This window comes from Streptomyces sp. NPDC058239, from assembly GCF_042882185.1.
In the GTDB taxonomy this organism is placed as follows: Bacteria; Actinomycetota; Actinomycetes; order Streptomycetales; family Streptomycetaceae; genus Streptomyces.
Genome location: NZ_JBHVWS010000013.1, coordinates 101,274 through 118,532 on the forward strand (window position 1 = coordinate 101,274; position 17,259 = coordinate 118,532).

15 protein-coding genes are annotated in these 17,259 nt (G+C 68.2%); 13 read left to right on the plus strand and 2 right to left on the minus strand.

The features are described 5' to 3' along the window. The first annotated feature begins 16 nt into the window (after positions 1–16). The 3 genes from ACFVYE_RS17265 to ACFVYE_RS17275 all read left to right on the plus strand — a co-directional run bounded on the left by ACFVYE_RS17265 (position 17) and on the right by ACFVYE_RS17275 (position 2,794). On the plus strand, positions 17–775 hold the full coding sequence (locus tag ACFVYE_RS17265) for an IclR family transcriptional regulator (RefSeq protein ID WP_327273255.1): 759 nt from the start codon (positions 17–19) through the stop codon (positions 773–775). A gap of 6 nt (positions 776–781) precedes the next feature. Beyond that, a complete protein-coding gene (locus ACFVYE_RS17270) occupies positions 782–1,192 on the plus strand; it encodes a RidA family protein (protein ID WP_093897317.1) in 411 nt (136 codons plus the stop codon). Between the two features lie 126 nt (positions 1,193–1,318). Further along, on the plus strand, positions 1,319–2,794 hold the full coding sequence (locus tag ACFVYE_RS17275; RefSeq protein ID WP_383962897.1) for a GntP family permease: 1,476 nt from the start codon (positions 1,319–1,321) through the stop codon (positions 2,792–2,794). 68 nt (positions 2,795–2,862) lie between these two features. Here the strand turns inward: ACFVYE_RS17275 and ACFVYE_RS17280 are convergent, their stop codons facing one another. Both ACFVYE_RS17280 and ACFVYE_RS17285 read right to left on the minus strand, forming a co-directional pair. Beyond that, positions 2,863–4,800, minus strand: a complete 1,938-nt coding sequence (locus tag ACFVYE_RS17280) for a serine/threonine-protein kinase (protein ID WP_389606149.1) — start codon at positions 4,798–4,800, stop codon at positions 2,863–2,865. A 175-nt stretch (positions 4,801–4,975) separates the two neighbouring features. Continuing rightward, a complete protein-coding gene (locus ACFVYE_RS17285) occupies positions 4,976–6,640 on the minus strand; it encodes a chitinase (RefSeq protein ID WP_383962935.1) in 1,665 nt (554 codons plus the stop codon). Between the two features lie 763 nt (positions 6,641–7,403). Between ACFVYE_RS17285 and ACFVYE_RS17290 the strand changes: the two genes are divergently transcribed. The 10 genes from ACFVYE_RS17290 to ACFVYE_RS17335 all read left to right on the plus strand — a co-directional run bounded on the left by ACFVYE_RS17290 (position 7,404) and on the right by ACFVYE_RS17335 (position 17,068). Then, positions 7,404–8,270, plus strand: coding sequence for a hypothetical protein (locus tag ACFVYE_RS17290; protein WP_383962903.1), 867 nt, complete (start codon positions 7,404–7,406; stop codon positions 8,268–8,270). Between the two features lie 75 nt (positions 8,271–8,345). Next, entirely contained in the window at positions 8,346–9,053 is a 708-nt protein-coding gene (gene cpaB / locus ACFVYE_RS17295) for a Flp pilus assembly protein CpaB (RefSeq protein ID WP_389606151.1), read from the plus strand. Positions 9,054–9,060: 7 nt separating this feature from the next. Beyond that, positions 9,061–10,365 carry a CpaE family protein gene (locus tag ACFVYE_RS17300; RefSeq protein WP_389606153.1) on the plus strand — a complete coding sequence of 435 codons (1,305 nt, stop codon included), beginning with the start codon at positions 9,061–9,063 and terminating at the stop codon, positions 10,363–10,365. Between the two features lie 3 nt (positions 10,366–10,368). Continuing rightward, positions 10,369–10,857, plus strand: a complete 489-nt coding sequence (locus tag ACFVYE_RS17305; RefSeq protein ID WP_389606155.1) for a TadE family protein — start codon at positions 10,369–10,371, stop codon at positions 10,855–10,857. Positions 10,858–10,860: 3 nt separating this feature from the next. After that, positions 10,861–11,253: a TadE/TadG family type IV pilus assembly protein gene (locus ACFVYE_RS17310; RefSeq protein ID WP_389606157.1), complete on the plus strand. Its 393-nt coding sequence runs from the start codon at positions 10,861–10,863 to the stop codon at positions 11,251–11,253. A gap of 68 nt (positions 11,254–11,321) precedes the next feature. Then, positions 11,322–12,659: a CpaF family protein gene (locus ACFVYE_RS17315; protein WP_389606159.1), complete on the plus strand. Its 1,338-nt coding sequence runs from the start codon at positions 11,322–11,324 to the stop codon at positions 12,657–12,659. Positions 12,660–12,669: 10 nt separating this feature from the next. Then, complete coding sequence (locus tag ACFVYE_RS17320) at positions 12,670–13,608, plus strand: type II secretion system F family protein (RefSeq protein ID WP_389606161.1); 939 nt, start codon at positions 12,670–12,672, stop codon at positions 13,606–13,608. A 14-nt stretch (positions 13,609–13,622) separates the two neighbouring features. After that, entirely contained in the window at positions 13,623–14,510 is an 888-nt protein-coding gene (locus ACFVYE_RS17325) for a DUF5936 domain-containing protein (protein WP_389606163.1), read from the plus strand. 51 nt (positions 14,511–14,561) lie between these two features. Then, positions 14,562–15,878 carry a sensor histidine kinase gene (locus tag ACFVYE_RS17330; RefSeq protein WP_389606165.1) on the plus strand — a complete coding sequence of 439 codons (1,317 nt, stop codon included), beginning with the start codon at positions 14,562–14,564 and terminating at the stop codon, positions 15,876–15,878. Positions 15,879–15,964: 86 nt separating this feature from the next. After that, positions 15,965–17,068, plus strand: coding sequence for a response regulator (locus ACFVYE_RS17335; protein ID WP_389606167.1), 1,104 nt, complete (start codon positions 15,965–15,967; stop codon positions 17,066–17,068). The last annotated feature ends 191 nt before the right edge of the window (positions 17,069–17,259 follow it).

Consider the following 17,259-nt stretch of genomic DNA (forward strand, 5'->3'; position numbering starts at 1 on the left):
GCAGCGAGGCACGCGCATGAGCCAGACCGTCGACCGGGCGCTGAGCATCCTGCCGCTGCTCGCCCAGGGGCCCGCCGACCTCGGCCAGGTCGCCGAGCGGCTCGGCGTCCACAAGTCCACCGCGCTGCGCCTGCTCCGTACGCTTCACGAGCACGGACTCGTCTACCGCCAGCAGGACCAGCGCTACCGCCTCGGCGCCCGCCTCTTCGCGCTCGCGCAGGAGGCCGTCGAGAACCTCGACGTACGGGAGATCGCCCACCCCCACCTCGTCGAACTCAACGAGAGCTGCGGCCACACCGTGCATCTCGCGGTGTACGAGGAGCACGAGGTCCTCTACATCGACAAGGTCGAGAGCCGCTACCCGGTCCGGATGTACTCGCGGATCGGCAAGCCCGTCGCGATCACCGTCGCCGCCGTCGCGAAGCTGCTCCTCGCCGATCTCACCGAGCCCGAGCGGCGCGCCATCGCCGAGAAGCTCGACTACCCCATGTACACGTCCCGTTCGATCCCGAACGCCGGTGCCTTCCTCAAGGAGCTCGCCGTCGTCCGCGAACAGGGCTGGGCCACCGACCTCGGCGGCCACGAGGAGTCCATCAACTGCATCGGCGCCCCCATCCGGGGTGCGGACGGGCGGGTCGTCGCCGCGATGTCGGTCTCCGCACCCAATGTCGTCGTCACGGCCGAGGAACTCCTCACCCTGCTCCCCCTGGTGCGCCGCACCGCCGACACCATCAGCCGGGAGTACTCCGGCACCAACCAACCCAAGAAAGCCTGAACAGCCATGACCGAGAAGATCGCCCTCACCCCGAGCACCCACACCACGCCGCCCGCGAAGTTCTCGCACGGCGTGAAGAAGGGGAACATCCTCCAGGTCGCCGGCCAGGTCGGCTTCCTCCCCGCCGTCGAGGGCCAGGCCCCGACCCCCGCCGGTCCGACGCTGCGCGAGCAGACCCTCCAGACCTTCGCCAACGTCAAGGCGATCCTGGAGGAGGGCGGCGCGAGCTGGGACGACGTGATGATGATGCGCGTCTACCTCACGGACGTCGACCACTTCGCCGAGATGAACGAGATCTACAACGCCTACTTCGGCGAGCAGAACCTCAAGGCGGCCCCGGCCGCCCGTACGACGGTCTACGTCGGCCTCCCCAAGGGCCTGCTGATCGAGATCGACGCGCTCGCGGTCCTCGGCTGAACCAGCTGATCCACTTGCCGCACCCGCTCCACCGCATCACCACGCACGGCACGGCGCCCAGCACCACGGGAGCGCCGTGCCGCGCTCCCCCCTACCCAAAAGCCCTCTCCGACAACGGAGTTACCCATGCTGCTCGCCGCAACCCCACAACCGGCCGAGACGCCACCCCACACCGGTGGACTCCTCCCGCTCATCGACGGAACCGCCGGTCTGCTGACCGTCGCCGCCCTCGGGATCGCGCTCCTTCTCTTCCTGATCATCAAGGTCAGACTGCAGCCGTTCGTCGCGCTGCTCGCCGTATCCATAGCCGTCGGCCTGGGTGCCGGTCTCTCCGTCACCGAACTCTTCGGTACGGTCCAGAAGTCCGCCGCCGTCTCCGTCATCGAATCCGGCATGGGCGGCATCCTCGGCCATGTCGCGATCATCATCGGCCTCGGCACGATGCTCGGCGCGATCCTCGAAGTGTCCGGTGGTGCCGAGGTGTTGAGCGCCCGCCTGCTGAACCTCTTCGGTGAGAAGCGCGCCCCGCTCGCCATGGGCCTGACCGGCCTCATCTTCGGCATCCCGGTCTTCTTCGACGTCGGCATCTTCGTCCTGGCGCCGATCGTGTACGCCGCCGCCAAACGCTCCGGCAAGTCGATCCTGCTCTACGCGATGCCGCTGCTGGCGGGCCTCTCCATGACCCACGCCTTCCTGCCGCCGCACCCGGGACCGGTCGCCGCCGCCGGACTCTTCCATGTCTCCCTCGGCTGGGTCATCCTGATGGGCGCCGTCGTCGGCATCCCGTCCGTACTCGCCGCCTGGGGCTACGCCGCCTGGATCGGCAAGCGGATCTTCGTCGAGGTCCCGCAGGACATGGTCGAGGCAGCCGAGGAGGCCAAGGCCGCGGTCGTCGCCGAGCAGCGGGCCGCCGGGGTCACCCCGCGCGAGGATCCGGTCGCGCTCTCCACCGTGCTCACGATCATCGGCACCCCGCTGGTGCTGATCCTCGCCGCGACGTTCTCCTCCATCGCGCTGGACCCCTCCACCTTCCGATCGGTCATCGAGTTCTTCGGCAACCCCTTCGTCGCCCTGACGATCGCGCTGCTGCTCGCGTACTACCTGCTGGGCATCCGCCGCGGCTGGTCCCGCAAGTCCCTCGAATCGGTCTCCACTTCATCCCTGAAGCCGGTCGGCAACATCCTGCTGGTCGTCGGCGCGGGCGGCATCTTCGGCGCCGTCCTCAAGGCCAGCGGCATCGCGGACGCGCTCGCCGACACCTTCAACGACGTCGGCCTGCCGGTCATCCTGCTGGCCTGGCTGATCTCCGTGGTCCTGCGCGTAGCCCAGGGCTCGGCGACGGTCGCGATCGTCACCACCGCGGGCATCGTCGTGCCGCTGGTCGAGGGCCAGGACATGTCCCAGGCGCATCTGGCGCTGATCATCATGGCGATCTCGGCCGGCTCGATCTTCGCCTCGCACGTGAACGACGGCGGCTTCTGGATGGTGTCGAAGTACTTCGGCATCTCCGAACGCGACACCCTGAAGTCCTGGACGGTCCTGGAGACGGTCCTGTCGGTCGCGGGGTTCGCGGTGGCGGCGCTGCTCAGCCTGGTGATCTAGAGCAACTGCCGGCCACGCCTTGTCGGCCGCACTCTGCCGGGTGCCGGGTGCCGGGTGCCGGGTCCGGGTCAGGACTGGCGGGTGCAGACGATGTTCTTGTCGCCGTCCACCTTCCAGTACCAGTACTGCTGCCCGGCATCCGTCGGGCAGATCTGGCCGCTGTACGACTCGGGCGCCCGGTAGTAGCCGGTGATCTGCACGATCGAGTAGCCCGCGAGCGGCACACGGTCGGAGTTGCAGTTCCAGACCACCATCAGATCGGCCTGGACGCTCCCCTTCAGGTCGGCGGGAAAGCACTGGCCCTTACGGAACTGACGCGACAGACAGAGGGTCGTGTCGAACCCGTCGTCCGCCGAGTGGTGCCACTCGCCGCGACCGTTTCCGCTGCTGCAGTCGTACGGGGAACCGGAGGTGGAGGTGGCGCTGGTGACGCGGACATAGGCGTTGGCGGAATCGCAGCCGACCCGGATGGGTACCGAGGCGCTCCACCTCCCGTGCCCGTCGTCGTAGACGTTGAGACAGTCGCCGGAACGCACGGCGCGGAACGCCAGGTCCATGGCGTCGGGGGTGGGCGTGGGGGTGGGTGTGGGGGTCTGCCTCGCAGTGGAACCGTAGGCACTCCCGCCGGACGCGGTGCTGCTGGTGTTGCCCGTGGTGCTGTTCGTGCCCGAGGACTCCCAGGGCCGCCAGATCACGAGTACGAAGAAGAGGACCGGGATGAGCAGCCAGCCGCTGCCCGAGGACTTCTTCGCCGCCGGTGTCGTCGGTGTCGGTGTCGGTGTCGGTGTGGGTGTGCGGCGGGGTGCCGACGCGGACGATGCCGCGGACGGGGACGACGACGGCCGTGCTGACGAGGCACGGGCACGCCGCTCGGCCCGTGCCCGCTCGGCCCGCTCGTGCTCCTCGGCGGCACGCTGCCGTTCCCGCGCGGCGCGTTCCCGCAGCCGCCGCAGGTGCGCCTCGCGCTCCTCGGTGTACATCCGGGTGGTGTTCGGCGGCGGCACCACGCTCGTGCGCTGGTCGACGGTCAAGGCTTCCGGTTCGATCCGGTTCGTGCGCGCGAGGTCCCGGCCCTGGGCCGCGTACTCCCCGATCAGCTCCGTCCAGCGCGGCGGCAGCCAGCGCCTGCCGCTGTGCGTCGCCGGCATCCCGGCCTGGTCCGCCCGGAACCGGCCGAGCAGATCCGCGGGCGTGGGGCGTTGGGCCGGGTCGGTGGCCAGGCAGGGACGGATCGTCGGGACGAGTTCCTTCGGCAGCCCGCCGAGGTCGAGTTCGCCGCGCTGGACCCGGGCGAGCAGACGCAGGGTGTCGCCGTCCGCGCGGTACGGCGGCCGCCCGGTGGCCAGCAGGAACAGGGTCGCGCCCAGCGAGTACACGTCCGAGGCGGCCGTGGACGGCTCGCCGCGTGCCTGCTCGGGCGAGGTGAACGCGATGGTGCCCAGGGTGAGACTGGTGCGGGTGAGGTCGCTGGCATGGGATATGCCGAAGTCGATCAGCCGGGGGCCGTCGAGCGGCAGCAGAACGTTCTGTGGCTTCACGTCCCGGTGCACGATGCCCTCCCGGTGGAGGGTGACCAGTGCCTCCGCGGTGCCGGCCGCCGCCCATCGCACGGCCGATGCGGGCAACACCCCGCAGGTGCGGACCAGTTCGGAGAGCGGGGGAGCGGCGATGTAGTCGATGGCCATCCAGGGCCGCTCGGCGCCCGGATCGGCGTCCCGTACCCGCGCGGTGTGCGCGCTGTCGACCCGTTGTGCGAGCGTCACCTCCCGGGCGAACCGCCGCCGGTCGACATCGCTGACCTCCCCCTCGGCGAGCAGCGTCTTCACCGCGACGAGCCCACCGGCGCCCTCGGCTCCCCGGCCGGACTCCCCGGGGCTCTGCCCGCCGTCGCTCCGGGCCAAGTAGATCCGCCCCATGCCGCCTGAGGCCAGCCGCCCGATCAGCCGGTAAGGCCCGAGCACCGTCGGATCGTCCGCACCCAGCGCCTGAACCCGCGCCCCGGCCATGTCACTCCCCCTGTCGCACCACCGTGCCCCCACCACGGTGGCACGCGGGTGCCCGCGAGGCCATGGGGCGGACCTGTCCCGGACAGCGCGCCCGGGTCCGGGACAGGCCCGGGACACATGCAGCAGCGCCGCCGGGGGAGCGGCGGCGCTGCTGGTCACTGGTGCCGGACAGTGGTTACGGCAGGCCGTGTACGTGTGGGGCCACCGCGTTCGACCAGGCGTTGCCCGACTTGGCGTCCCAGTTGGTCGACCAGGTCATCGCGCCGCGGAGCCCCGGGTAGGTCTTCGCGGGCTTGAAGGTGCCGCAGTTGGTGCCGACGGCCAGGCAGTCCAGGGCCGCGTTCACGATCGACGGCGAGACGTAGCCGCTGCCCGCACCGCTGGTGGACGCGGGGACACCGAGGCCGACCTGGGACGGGTCGAGGCCGCCCTCCAACTGGATGCAGGCGAGCGCGGTGAGGAAGTCGACTGAGCCCTGTGAGTAGACCTTGCCGTCGCAGCCGAGCATCGAACCGCTGTTGTAGTACTGCATGTTGACGACGGTCAGGATGTCCTTGATGCCGAGCGCCGTCTTGAAGTACTCACCCGAGGTGGACTGCATGTCGATGGTCTGCGGTGCCATCGTGATGACGAGGCCGGAGCCCGCCTTCTGCGACAGCGAGCGCAGCGCCTTCGTCATGTACGTGGAGTTGAGACCGTTCTCCAGGTCGATGTCGACGCCGTTGAAGCCGTACTCCTGGATGAGCGAGTAGACCGAGTTGGCGAAGTTGGTGGCGGAGGCGTCGCTGTTGACCGAGACGGACCCCTTCTCACCGCCGACCGAGATGATGACGTTCTTCCCGGCCGCCTGCTTCGCCTTGATGTCGGCCTTGAACTGGTCGACGGTGTAGCCGTTCAGGCCCGCCGTGTCCAGGTTGAAGGTGACGGCGCCCGGTGTGGTCGTGGCGTCGGCGAAGGAGACCGCGATGATGTCGTAGTTCGCGGGCACGTCGCTGAGCTTCTGCACGGTCGCGCCGTTGTTGAAGTTCTGCCAGTAACCGGTCACCGCGTGCTTGGGCACCGAGGTACCCGGGTCGGGGTTGCCACCCGACTGGGCCGTACGCCCGCTGACCGTCGCGGACTTGATGGACTCACCGGCCGCGTTGGTGGCGGTCACCGCGAACTGGTACGCCGTGTCGGCGGTCAGGCCCGTGATCGTGGCGGAGGTCCCGGTGGACGTGGTGGCCTTCGCGCCGTCCTTGTAGACGGTGTAGCCGGTCGCGCCGGACACCGCGTTCCAGGACAGGGCGATGGAGGAGGATGTGGTCGCGCCGACGGCGAGACCGGCGGGCGCTGCGGGGATCTCCGGCGCGGGATCGGTGCCGCCACCGCCGTCGGGGCCGCTGACCGAGATGTCGTCCGCCAGGTAGGCGGCCTGCCCGTACCAGCCGTGCGTGTACACCGTGACCGAGGTGGTGCTCGGGCCGGTTCTGAAGCTGGTGGTGAGCTGGGTCCAGCTGCTGGAGCCGGGGGACCAGGTCGACACGTCGGTGGTACCGGTACCGCTCGCGCCGATGTACGCGTACCCGCCCTGCACCCAGGAGCTGAGCGTGTACGTCGAGTCGGGCTTCACGGCCACGGTCTGGGTGCACTTCGCGTTGTCCTGGCCGGCCGGGGTGGCCTTGAGGGCGGCGGTGCCACCGTGCACGGGGGAGGAGACGGTGGTGCCGCTGCCGCCGGAACAGGTCCAGTTGGCGAGCCCCGACTCGAAGCCCGCGTTCTTGGCGACGTTGACATCGGCGGCCTCGGCGTTGCCGACGAGAGCGGTGGCGGTCAGCGCGCCTGCTGCGAGGACGGCCATGGCTCCGCCGAGGAGCGGCCGGGTGTGGCGCCTGCGGATTCTGTGGCCGCTGACGGGGGAAGGTTCCACTTGCTGCCTCCGTGGGGGAGTTGGGGATGCCGGGCGGGGTACCTGGGATGAGCCGGCGGGGTCGACCGGCGGTACCCGGGCCGTCCGGGGAGTGGCGCGGGGATGAAGGGGGAGTGCAGTTGAACGACGGTGGTCACCGCTGGCCGATAAACTGGTCCAGACCAATCAAGTTGTCAAGACCTCTGGCAATGCCGGCTGTGCGGGCCGTGGTCGCCGGAGCGCTCCGCGGCCGCCCCGTCGGTCACCCGCGAACGGTCGTTCAGAGGTTCCGCAACGGCCGTGGGCCCCCAACGAATTGACGATTTGTTGAGCCGGGTGCCCCTCGTGTGGGTGACGCGGCCCAGATGCTCGGACAGTGACGATCCGGCCCCGTCGGAGTCCCGTGCGGCAGGTTCCGCATCCGGCCTGACGTGCGGAGATTAATTTCCGGCGGCAGGTAATCAGAAGGTGGATTCGTAACACTCCGCAGTGGTACAGGAGTTAACGATTTTCGATTTGGTCCGATTTAGCATGGAGATGTTGTGCAGGCGACTCTCACAGGTTGTCGTACTGACCTCCGAAAAGTGTTCTCTGCCAGGTAAGACGTGGATAAAGTGCTGAGGCAGAACCGCGGAGCAGGAGCGATTGCGGCCGACGTCATGACCGTCGTTTGGCCGGAGCCGAAACGGGGAACAGCGTGCCGACCGCAATAGCAGTGACCAGTGCTGATTTGGTACTACCTCCGACCGACCAGCAGACACCGACAGCAGCCCTGCTGCAGGCACCCGACGCCCAGGCGCTGGAGATGGCCATCGGTGACATGCACGTGCTGCTCGAACAGCACGGCTACGTCGTCGCCGTCTACCCGACCGGCATCGCGCCCGCCCATGAACGCCGGCTCTACTCCGTGCGGTCCGTTCTGGAGAGCGACCGCATCGCCCTGCTCAAGGTGGACCTCCCCCCCTTGGGCGTCGCCGTACTCGTAAGGCAGCTCCGCCAGTTGTCCATCTGTGACTTCAGTCCGGGAGTGGTCGCCTCCGCCGCCCGGCTGCTGTCCCACTACATCCACGCGGGCGCCCTGCTGAACTCCGTCACCAAGTTCGACCGGGTCCCGGTCGACCTCAGGACACACGCGAAGTCCTGGGTGCCTGGCTCCCAGTTCGCCGTGGTCGCGGGGCCGGACCCGCAGCTCGTCAAGGTCGGCCCGAAGGCGGACCCACCGACCGGCCCGGAATTCGCCACCGATCTGGTGATCGCCAAAGGGCAGTCGCAGTCCGAGTGGGTGAAGCAGACCCTGGCGCCCGCGTGGCAGGTCCAGTCCATTCACGAGGCCGCGCTTCCTTCTGATTCCCCAGCATGGTGGGGAACCGGAAAACTGGTTGAATTCGCTGCCTATCTTCCAGACATCTCCGTCCTGTACCAACTGGTGTCCTCCGTACGTCGCGAGAACTGCCACTGGTGCGGAATGGACCTCATCGGTGACCGCTGCGGGTTCTGCTCCTCCCCGCTACCCGCGGCCGAGACCCGAATGCACTCCGCCGGTGTCCTCAGCCAGGGAGCGCCCGCACCACCGCAGTCCTAGCGCTTCCGCTTTCCTCCGTAGACGCCCTCCTGTCCGCTGCCCCACGCATCCGATTCGAACGAGGTTGTCCGGCCCATGAACTCCCGCCAGCGCCGCGGCGTGATACTCCTGCTTTTGTCGGTTCTGTGCGCCTTCGGCGCCTTCGCCGGCGTGCTCTCGGTGATCAGCGACGTCAACTCCAAGGTCGGCCCCGAGGTCTCGGCCTACCAGCTGAAATCCGATGTAGCGCCCTATACCGCCCTGTCGTCCGGGCAGTTCGAGAAGATCTCGATGCCGAAGCGCTGGCTCTCCACCAACGCGGTGACCGACCTCTCCGAGGTGAACGGCAAGATCGCCGTCACCCAGCTGCGCAAGGGCTCGCTGCTCCAGTCCGACATGATGCAGAAGCGCCCCGAACTGCAGCCCGGGGAGCAGGAGATCGCCATCATGATCGACGCCGCGACCGGCGTCGCAGGCAAGATCACCCCCGGTGCCACGGTCAACATCTACGCCACCTTCGCAGGTGAGAACGATGGCGCCCCTTCCCAGTCGAAGGTCATCGTCTCCAACGCCAAGGTGCTGGACGTCGGCAAGCTGACCGCCCTGGAGCCGAGCCGCGACGGCAAGTCCAACATGGGCACCGAGGCCGTCCCGATCACCTTCGCGCTCAACACGCTCGACACCCAGCGCATCGCCTACGCCGAGTCCTTCGCTGAGCACGTACGCCTCGCGCTCCTCGCCTCCGGCAGCGACGCCACCATCCGCCCGGGCGACCGCACCTACACGCTCGACAAGGACAAGTGAGGATCGAATGACCACCAGGATCCTCCCGGCTGTCGGTGACGTCGACGCGGCCAGATCCGTCTCCACCCTGCTCAGCCAGCTCCCCGAGGCGGAGCCGGCCGCTCCGGTCGGTGACTCGACGCAGCTCATCGACACCCTCGCCCGGCTCGCGGGCGAGTCGCTCGACGAACTGCCCGAGGTCGTGCTGGTCCACGAGCGGATCGGTCCGGTGCCGGCACTGGAACTGATCCGGGAGGTCTCCCTGCGCTTCCCCGCCATCGGGGTCGTGCTGATCACCGCCGATGTCACCCCCGGTCTGTTCTCGTCCGCGATGGAGTCGGGAGCGCGAGGCGTCGTCACCCTCCCCCTGAGTTACGAGGAACTGGCCAACCGGGTTCAGTCCGCCGCCCAGTGGTCGGTCGGCGTCCGACGACACCTGAGCGCCGGGGCCGATGTCTTCACCGGCCCCGGCGGTACGGTCATCACGGTCAGCGGCGCCAAGGGCGGCGTCGGAGCCACCGTCACGGCCGTACAACTCGCCCTGGCGGCCCAGGCGTCCGGGCGCTCCGTCGCGCTGGTCGACCTGGACCTCCAGGCCGGTGACATCGGCTCGTACCTCGATGTGCAGTTCCGGCGTTCCATCGTCGACCTGTCGGCGATCACCGACATCTCACCACGTGTCCTGTCCGACGCCGTGTTCAGCCACAGCTCCGGCCTTGCGCTGCTCCTGGCACCCGGTGAGGGCGAGAGTGCCGAGGAAGTCAGCGACCGCTCGGCCCGGCAGATCGTCAGTGCCCTGCGTTCGCGCTACGAGGTCGTGGTGGTCGACTGCGGCAGCCAGCTGCAGGGAGCGAGCGCCGCGGCCATCGAGATGGCCGACACGGCGCTGCTGGTCACGACACCCGATGTGATCGCGGTGCGCGGTGCCAAGCGCCTCGTACGGATGTGGGACCGGCTCCAGATCCGCAAGGCGGAGGAGACGGTCACCATCGTCAACCGGTTCATCCGCAACACCGAGATCCAGCCGCAGTTGATCGAGAAGATCACCGGGACCCGGACGGCCAACACGGCCGTTCCCGCGAACTTCAAAGAACTCCAGAGCGTGGTCGACGCGGGCCGGCTGCACGAACTCGATTCCAAGAGCACCGTCAAACAGGCCCTCTGGGCCCTTGCGGGCGAGCTCGGCATCGTCAAGGTTCCTGAGAAGGCCGAGAAGAGCGGCGCCAAGAGCGGCGGAATGTTCAAGAACGACCGAGGCTCGATCGGGCGCCCACGCATCGGCAGACGCGACGGCGACGCCGGGAACCGGGCGACGACCAAGGGGGCAAGTTGACCAATGGCAATTACCGAGACGACAGACACGGAGATACGGGGAAGGCATTACGGTGATCCGTCCCCGGCGCGGGGCCGCCTGACGCGTGACCGGACGCGGGGCCGGCTGTACGGCAGGCTGCTCGGCCGCAAGCGTGACCGCGGTCAGACCGCGATCGAGTTTCTGGGTGTCACACCGCTGATCATCCTGCTGGCGGTCGCGCTCTGGCAGTGCGCGCTGATCGGCTACACGTTCAGCCTGGCGGGGAACGCGGCAGATGAGGCGGCGCACAAGGGCGCCGTTGCACAGGGCCTGCGGTTGAAGGAATGCCGGGACGCGGTCGAGAAACACCTGCCGAAGGCCTGGCGAGACGCCATGAAGCAGCCGAAGTGCCGCTCCAAGTCCGGTATGTACACGGCCGAGGTCAAGCTGCAGGTGCCGGTCCTGGTGCCCGGCGTCCTCAACTGGAAGTTCCCGGTCACCGGCTATGCGGCCGCGCCGTTGGAGGGCTGAGCGATGACCAAGCGCACGCACACATTTGGCCGGACGGCGACTACCACCACCAGCCATGACCGAGGCCAGGTCGCCATCGAGTATCTGGGATTCATCCCCCTGCTGCTCCTGGTCGGTCTCCTCGCGATCCAGGCCGGCCTCGCCGCGTACGCCGCCAACCAGGCGGGGACCGGGGCCCGCGCGGCAGCCCGTATGGCCAGCATGTCGACGGGCGGCTGTGACGAGGGGGCGGGCAAAGACGCGATGAGCGACTGGACCGCCCGCCGGGCGCACATCACAGGACCTTCCTCCTTCGACGAGGTCACCTGCACCGCTCGCGTCAAAGTGCCTGACATCCTTCCGGGCGTGAACATCTGGGGCTGGGCCGAACGAAGCTCCACGATGCCCCGCACCTGACCCCCGCGGCGCAGGTGCCGCTGCCTCACCAGCGGCTCAACAAGCGAGTTGGAACGAGGAGTTACGGAATGAGTCTGCGGGCACGCATGACCGCCCCCGAGAAGAACAGCGGGGCGCGGGAGGACAGCCACATGGTGGCCACCTACCGCGCCAAGCTGCTCGAAGAGATCGACCTGGCGGAGATGTCCTCGCTCGCCGCCGCAGACCGGCGGGCCCGGCTGGAGCGCGTACTCAGTCACATCATCAGCCGCGAAGGACCGGTCCTCTCGACCGTCGAACGCACCCAGTTGATCCGCCGGGTCGTCGACGAGGCCCTCGGTCTCGGCATTCTGGAACCGCTCCTCGAAGACGCGTCCATCACCGAAATCATGGTGAACGGACCGGACCAGATCTTCGTCGAGCGCAGCGGCAAGGTCGAACAGCTCCCGATGCGCTTCAGTTCGCACGAGCAGCTGATGCAGACCATCGAGCGCATCGTCTCGACCGTCAACCGCCGCGTCGACGAGTCGAACCCCATGGTTGACGCGCGTCTACCCAGTGGTGAGCGTGTCAACGTGATCATCCCGCCGCTGTCGCTGACTGGCGCCACGCTCACCATCCGACGGTTCCCGAGGGCCTTCACGCTCCAGGAGATGATCAACGTCGGCTCGCTCGACGAGCAGATGCTGATCCTGCTCTCCGGGCTCGTCCAGGCCAAGCTCAACGTGATCGTCTCCGGAGCCACCGGTACCGGCAAGACGACGCTCCTCAACGCGCTCTCCGGCCTCATCCCCGACAGCGAGCGCATCGTCACCATCGAGGACTCCGCAGAGCTCCAGCTCCAGCAGAGCCATGTGATCCGGTTGGAGTCCCGTCCGGCGAACGTCGAGGGGAAGGGCCAGATCACCATTCGTGACCTGGTCCGCAACTCCCTGCGTATGCGACCCGACCGCATCGTCGTCGGTGAGGTCCGTGGCGGTGAATCGCTCGACATGCTCCAGGCGATGTCGACCGGTCACGACGGCTCGCTCGCCACCGTCCACGCCAACAATGCCGAGGACGCGCTCATGCGTCTGCAGACCCTGGCCTCGATGTCCGAGATCAAGATCCCGTTCGAAGCACTGCACGACCAGATCAACAGCGCCGTCGACGTCATAGTCCAGCTGACCCGGCACGCCGACGGTTCCCGCAAGGTCACCGAAATCGCCGTCCTCGACTCGCACGGCCGCGACCCGTACCGCATCGTGACCGTCGCCCGGTTCGACGCCCAGCCGATGGACGCCGAGGGGCGGATCAACGGCGAGTTCCAGTACCTCCCGATCCCGCGCAAGATCGCCGAGCGGCTCTACATGGCCAGCCAGCCCATCCCGCAGGCCTTCGGAGTCGCCGCATCCGCCGAACAGCTCGCCACCCGAGAGGCCAACTAGGTACCGAGCCATGACGAATCTCCCACTTCTCACGATCGGCGTCACACTGCTCTGCGGTGTCACGGGCGTCACCGGCCTTCACGCCTACTCCGGCGGGAAGGCCGACCGGGACGCCCTGGTGGACCGCCTCTCGCACACAGGCCACATCCCGGAGACCGGTCGCCACCGCCGCTTTCGGGGACTCGACAGCAGGCTGCGCAAGACCGGCCTCGGCCGCAAACTCGAACTGAAGCTGGCTGCCACAGGGCTCGACATCACACCGGGCGAGTTCTTTGTCTATGCGCTCGCCGCCATGGCCGGCCTCTGGATGATCGCCTCGTCCATGCTCGCCAGCTTCTTCGGCCCGGTCGCCGCCCTCATCGGCCTCTGGGGCACCAACGCCTTCCTGAACTGGCAGCGGACCAAACGCACCGAACGCTTCATCAACCAACTCCCCGAGCTCGCCCGTATCCTCGCCAACGCCACCCAGGCCGGCCTTGCGCTGCGTACGTCCATCAGCATGGCGGCCGATGAGATGGAGGACCCGGCGGGCGAGGAACTGGCCCGGGTCTCCCGACGCCTCGCCGTCGGTGAACCCCTTGAGGACGCGATGAGTGAGCTGACCGACCGACTGCCCTCCCGCGAACTCGTCGTCCTCGTCACCACCCTCGTCCTGTCCAACCGGGCCGGCGGTACGGTCGTCAGCTCGCTGCGCAACCTCACCGAGACGCTGGAGGAGCGCAAGGAGACCCGGCGTGAGGTCAAGACCCAGCTCTCCCAGGTCACTGTCACCGCCTACGCCGTCCCCATCTTCGGCCTGGGCGCCATGCTTCTGATGAACGCAGTCATGCCCGGCGCACTCGACCGTATGACCGGCGCCTTCATCGGCCAGGTCGCGGTGATCGTCTCCATCGTTCTGTACACGATTGGATTCGTCGTGATCCGCCGCATGTCCCGGATCGACGTCTGATGGGCGGGGCGCACATGGACCTTCTGCTCGCCGGTGTCATGGGTCTCGCGGTGTACGGAGCCATCGCCGGCATCCGCATGTACCGGCGCGACGCGAAGCTCCCCGGTGACCTCGCGATCGCCCTGGAGGTCGGCTCCACCCGCACCAGCGCGGTCGGCTCCGGCATCGACCGACTCGGCATGCGCTGGGCCCCTGCGGTCCTGCGGATGATGGGCCCCAAGGCCGTCAACAAGAAGCGCCGCCAGATCGACATGGCGGGCAACCCGGGCGGCCTGACCATCGACCGCTACGCCGCACGCCGCGCCGTCTACGGCGGACTCGGCGCGTTCGGCGCCTTCACGATGATCATCCGCGGCCAGATCTTCCTCTCCCTGCTGCTGATCGCCTTCGGCCTGTTCTGGGTCGAGGTCGGCATCTGGTCGGCGGTCCGTGTCCGCCGGGACCACATCGACCGGACGCTCCCCGACTTCCTCGACGTCCTCGCCGTCGTCGTCTCGGCAGGCCTCGGCTTCCGTCAGGCGCTGGGACGCGTCGCCGAGAAGTACGAGGGCCCCTGGGCCGATGAACTCCGCATCACCCTGCGCCAGATGGACATGGGAGTCAGCCGCCGCGAGGCCTTCGAGCAGCTACGCAAGCGCAATGACTCGGAGCAGGTCGCGATGTTCGTGACCACGCTCCAGCAGGGCGAGGAGCTGGGTGCGCCGATCGTGGAGACGCTGATCCAGATTGCCAATGACATGCGGCGCACCGACGCCCAGAACGCCCGCAGGAAAGCGGCCAGGGCCGTCCCCAAGGCGACCTTCGCAGTCACCACCTTCCTCCTCCCTGGAACCCTGGTGCTGCTGACGGTCGGCTTTGTCTACGGAGCCAACGTCGACTTCAGCTTCCTCACGGGCGGATGACGTGAGCGACGCGGACGGTGAGCAGGATGGCCAGAGGGAGGTGACAGGCTCATGTCGTTCCAACTCGGCAGCATCCAGACCGGATTGAATGCGGAGGTGCGTCAGGCGATCACCGATCCCGGATCACGCCCGGCGTTCGCGATCCAGCTCAACGCGCTCCAGGCAATGTGCCGGCAGGTCTTCGGCTTCCGGCTCGCGATGATCGCCATAGCCACCCCGTTTGCGATCGGCCACACCGCCTCGGGCCTGGCCTCCTGGCTGATCGGCTCAGCCATCCTCGTCACCTTCATGGGCTCGTACGTTCTGTTCCGCGATTGGGAACGCTTCGGTCCCGTACTCCTGCGCCACCCCTGGCTCCTCGGCATAGACGCCTTCTTCGGAGCCCTGCTGCTGATCACCGCTTCTCCCGAGTCCACCCTCGCGTACGTCACCGTCTGCACCCCGCTGCTGGCCGGACTCGTCTACGGCTGGCGCGGCGCGGCGGTCTTCGCCGCCCTCCAGATCGTCATCGTTCTCGGTGTGTACAACACAGACCCGAAGCTGCAACCTGCTGATGCCACGGCGGTCCTCCTCCCTGGCTTCTGCATCATCGCGGGTGCGGTGGGTGTCACCCTGCGCAATCTGCTTCTCCGCTTCGGGACAGCCAGCCAGGCCCTTACCGAGACCAGGGCCCGCCTCGCCGTCAACGAGGCCGTGGAGGGCGAACGCACCCGGCTCGCCCGAGAAATGCATGACTCGGTCGCAAAGACCCTGCACGGCCTCGCCTTGGCCGCCGATGGCCTGGCCGGCTCGTCCGACCGCATGGACCCGCTCACCGTCAAGCACCAGGCCGAACTGGTCGCCCGCGCCGCCCGCCGGGCCGCTGCCGAGTCCCGTGAACTCCTCTCCGACCTGCGCCGTGAGTCCGGACTCGATGGCGGCGTAGACGTAGTACGTGAACTCAGGGCGCGTGCCGATGACTTCACACGCCGTAACGCCCTCACAGCTACTTTCCGACTCCTCAACGACGCCCCGATCCCGCATGTCCCCCAGGTCGTCGCGCGCCAGCTGCTCACTGTCGCCTCCGAAGCGATGGAGAACGCGCACCGCCATGCTCAACCCACCTACCTCGTTGTACTGGCCGGCGTGAAGGGCGATGTCCTGCGCGTCAGCGTGTACGACGACGGGCGCGGACTGCCCGCAGGCACCACGCTCGATGACCTCCGGCACGCCGGGCACTTCGGCCTCGTCGGCATGGTCGAACGCGCCGCATCCATCGGCGCTCGCATCCGCATTGGAAAGGGCCAGGCCGCCAAAGGCACGGAGGTGCGCCTGGAGCTCCCGATAGCCGCTCTGCACACCGCTGCCGACGCAGAGCAACGGAACTGAACAACAACCGGACTGGACAGCAAGCCCAACTGAACTGCTTCAACCCCACCCTCACCCCCCATAGAACCCCTGAGAGGAGGTCGCAGATGCCGGACGACGTCTCCCGCGCGTCGGGCCAGAACTGGGCAGCACAGAACCACGCCTCCCAGCACACGTCCTCGCACGTCACCCCGCTCAACTCGGAGCCCAGCTCCCACGCGTTCCCCGCCCCCGTCCCCCAGCAGTCCGCGGCATCCCAGTCTCTGCCTCCCTTCCCTGCGGCGGCACCCACGCCCGTCCCCGGCGCCCTGCGGGTCGTCGTCGCTGACGACAATCCCGTGGTCCGGGCCGGCCTGGGCGTCCTGCTCTCCGGCCGCGACGACATCGAAGTCGTCGCAGAGGCCGCAGACGGCCGCCAGGCCTACGACATGGCCGTTCTGCACCGCCCGGACGTTGTTCTGCTCGACGTTCGGATGCCCGGCGTCGACGGCATCTCCGCTCTACCTCACCTCGTGCAGGTCGCACCGGTCATGATGTTGACCTACAGCCGCGAGAGCGAGATTGTCCACGAGGCGCTCCGCCTGGGCGCGGGCGGCTATCTGGTCCACGGCGAGTTCACAGCCGACCAACTGGTGCAGGCCGTACGCGACACCAAGAACGGCCGGGCCCACTTCACCGCCACTGCGGCCAACGCCCTCCTCGCCCATATGCGCCAGGGTCCCGGACCACAGGGACGACCGCTCCCGGAGGGACTCGGCGCGGCCCTGACCACGGGCGTTCCATACCAAGGACCCGGCTACGACGGCCACGGTCAAAGTTCCGTTCAGCAACACGGTGCGCCTGCACATGTGCCCAAACCTGAACCGTCTCCACCTGCGGCGCGTCCAGTCCGACCATCACAGGGTCTTTCGCATCTGCAACCAGTTGTGGCACAGTCTTCCGTGACCGGGGGGCCGGGCGTGGCTCTCAACAGGCAGCAGTACGGGCTTAGTTCACGAGAGGTGGAGGTCATGGAGCTGATCGCGTCCGGCATGAGCAATCAGCAGATCGCCGCCACCTGCTTCATCAGCGAGAAGACGGTGAAGAATCACATCAACCGCATCTTCACCAAGCTGCACAGCGCGAGTCGCAGCGAGGCCATCGCCCGCTGGCTCGGCACGGCCCCCACGGCGGGACCAGGGACGCGCGGGGCCGGTGGTCATCGTGGCTGAGCGAGGGAGGGGGGCTGTGGGGGTGCGTGCGGGGCGTCGGGCCCAGCACGTACCGGCACAGGGCCAACTGGTTCTTTGGGCCCGGGAATGGGCCCTGGGACCCTCCGGCGAGCAGGGTGTGCAGCCGTATGTTTCTCATGTCGCCAGCGGCACCGGCCAGGAGGAAGCCGGTACCGCGGGCGACACCAAAG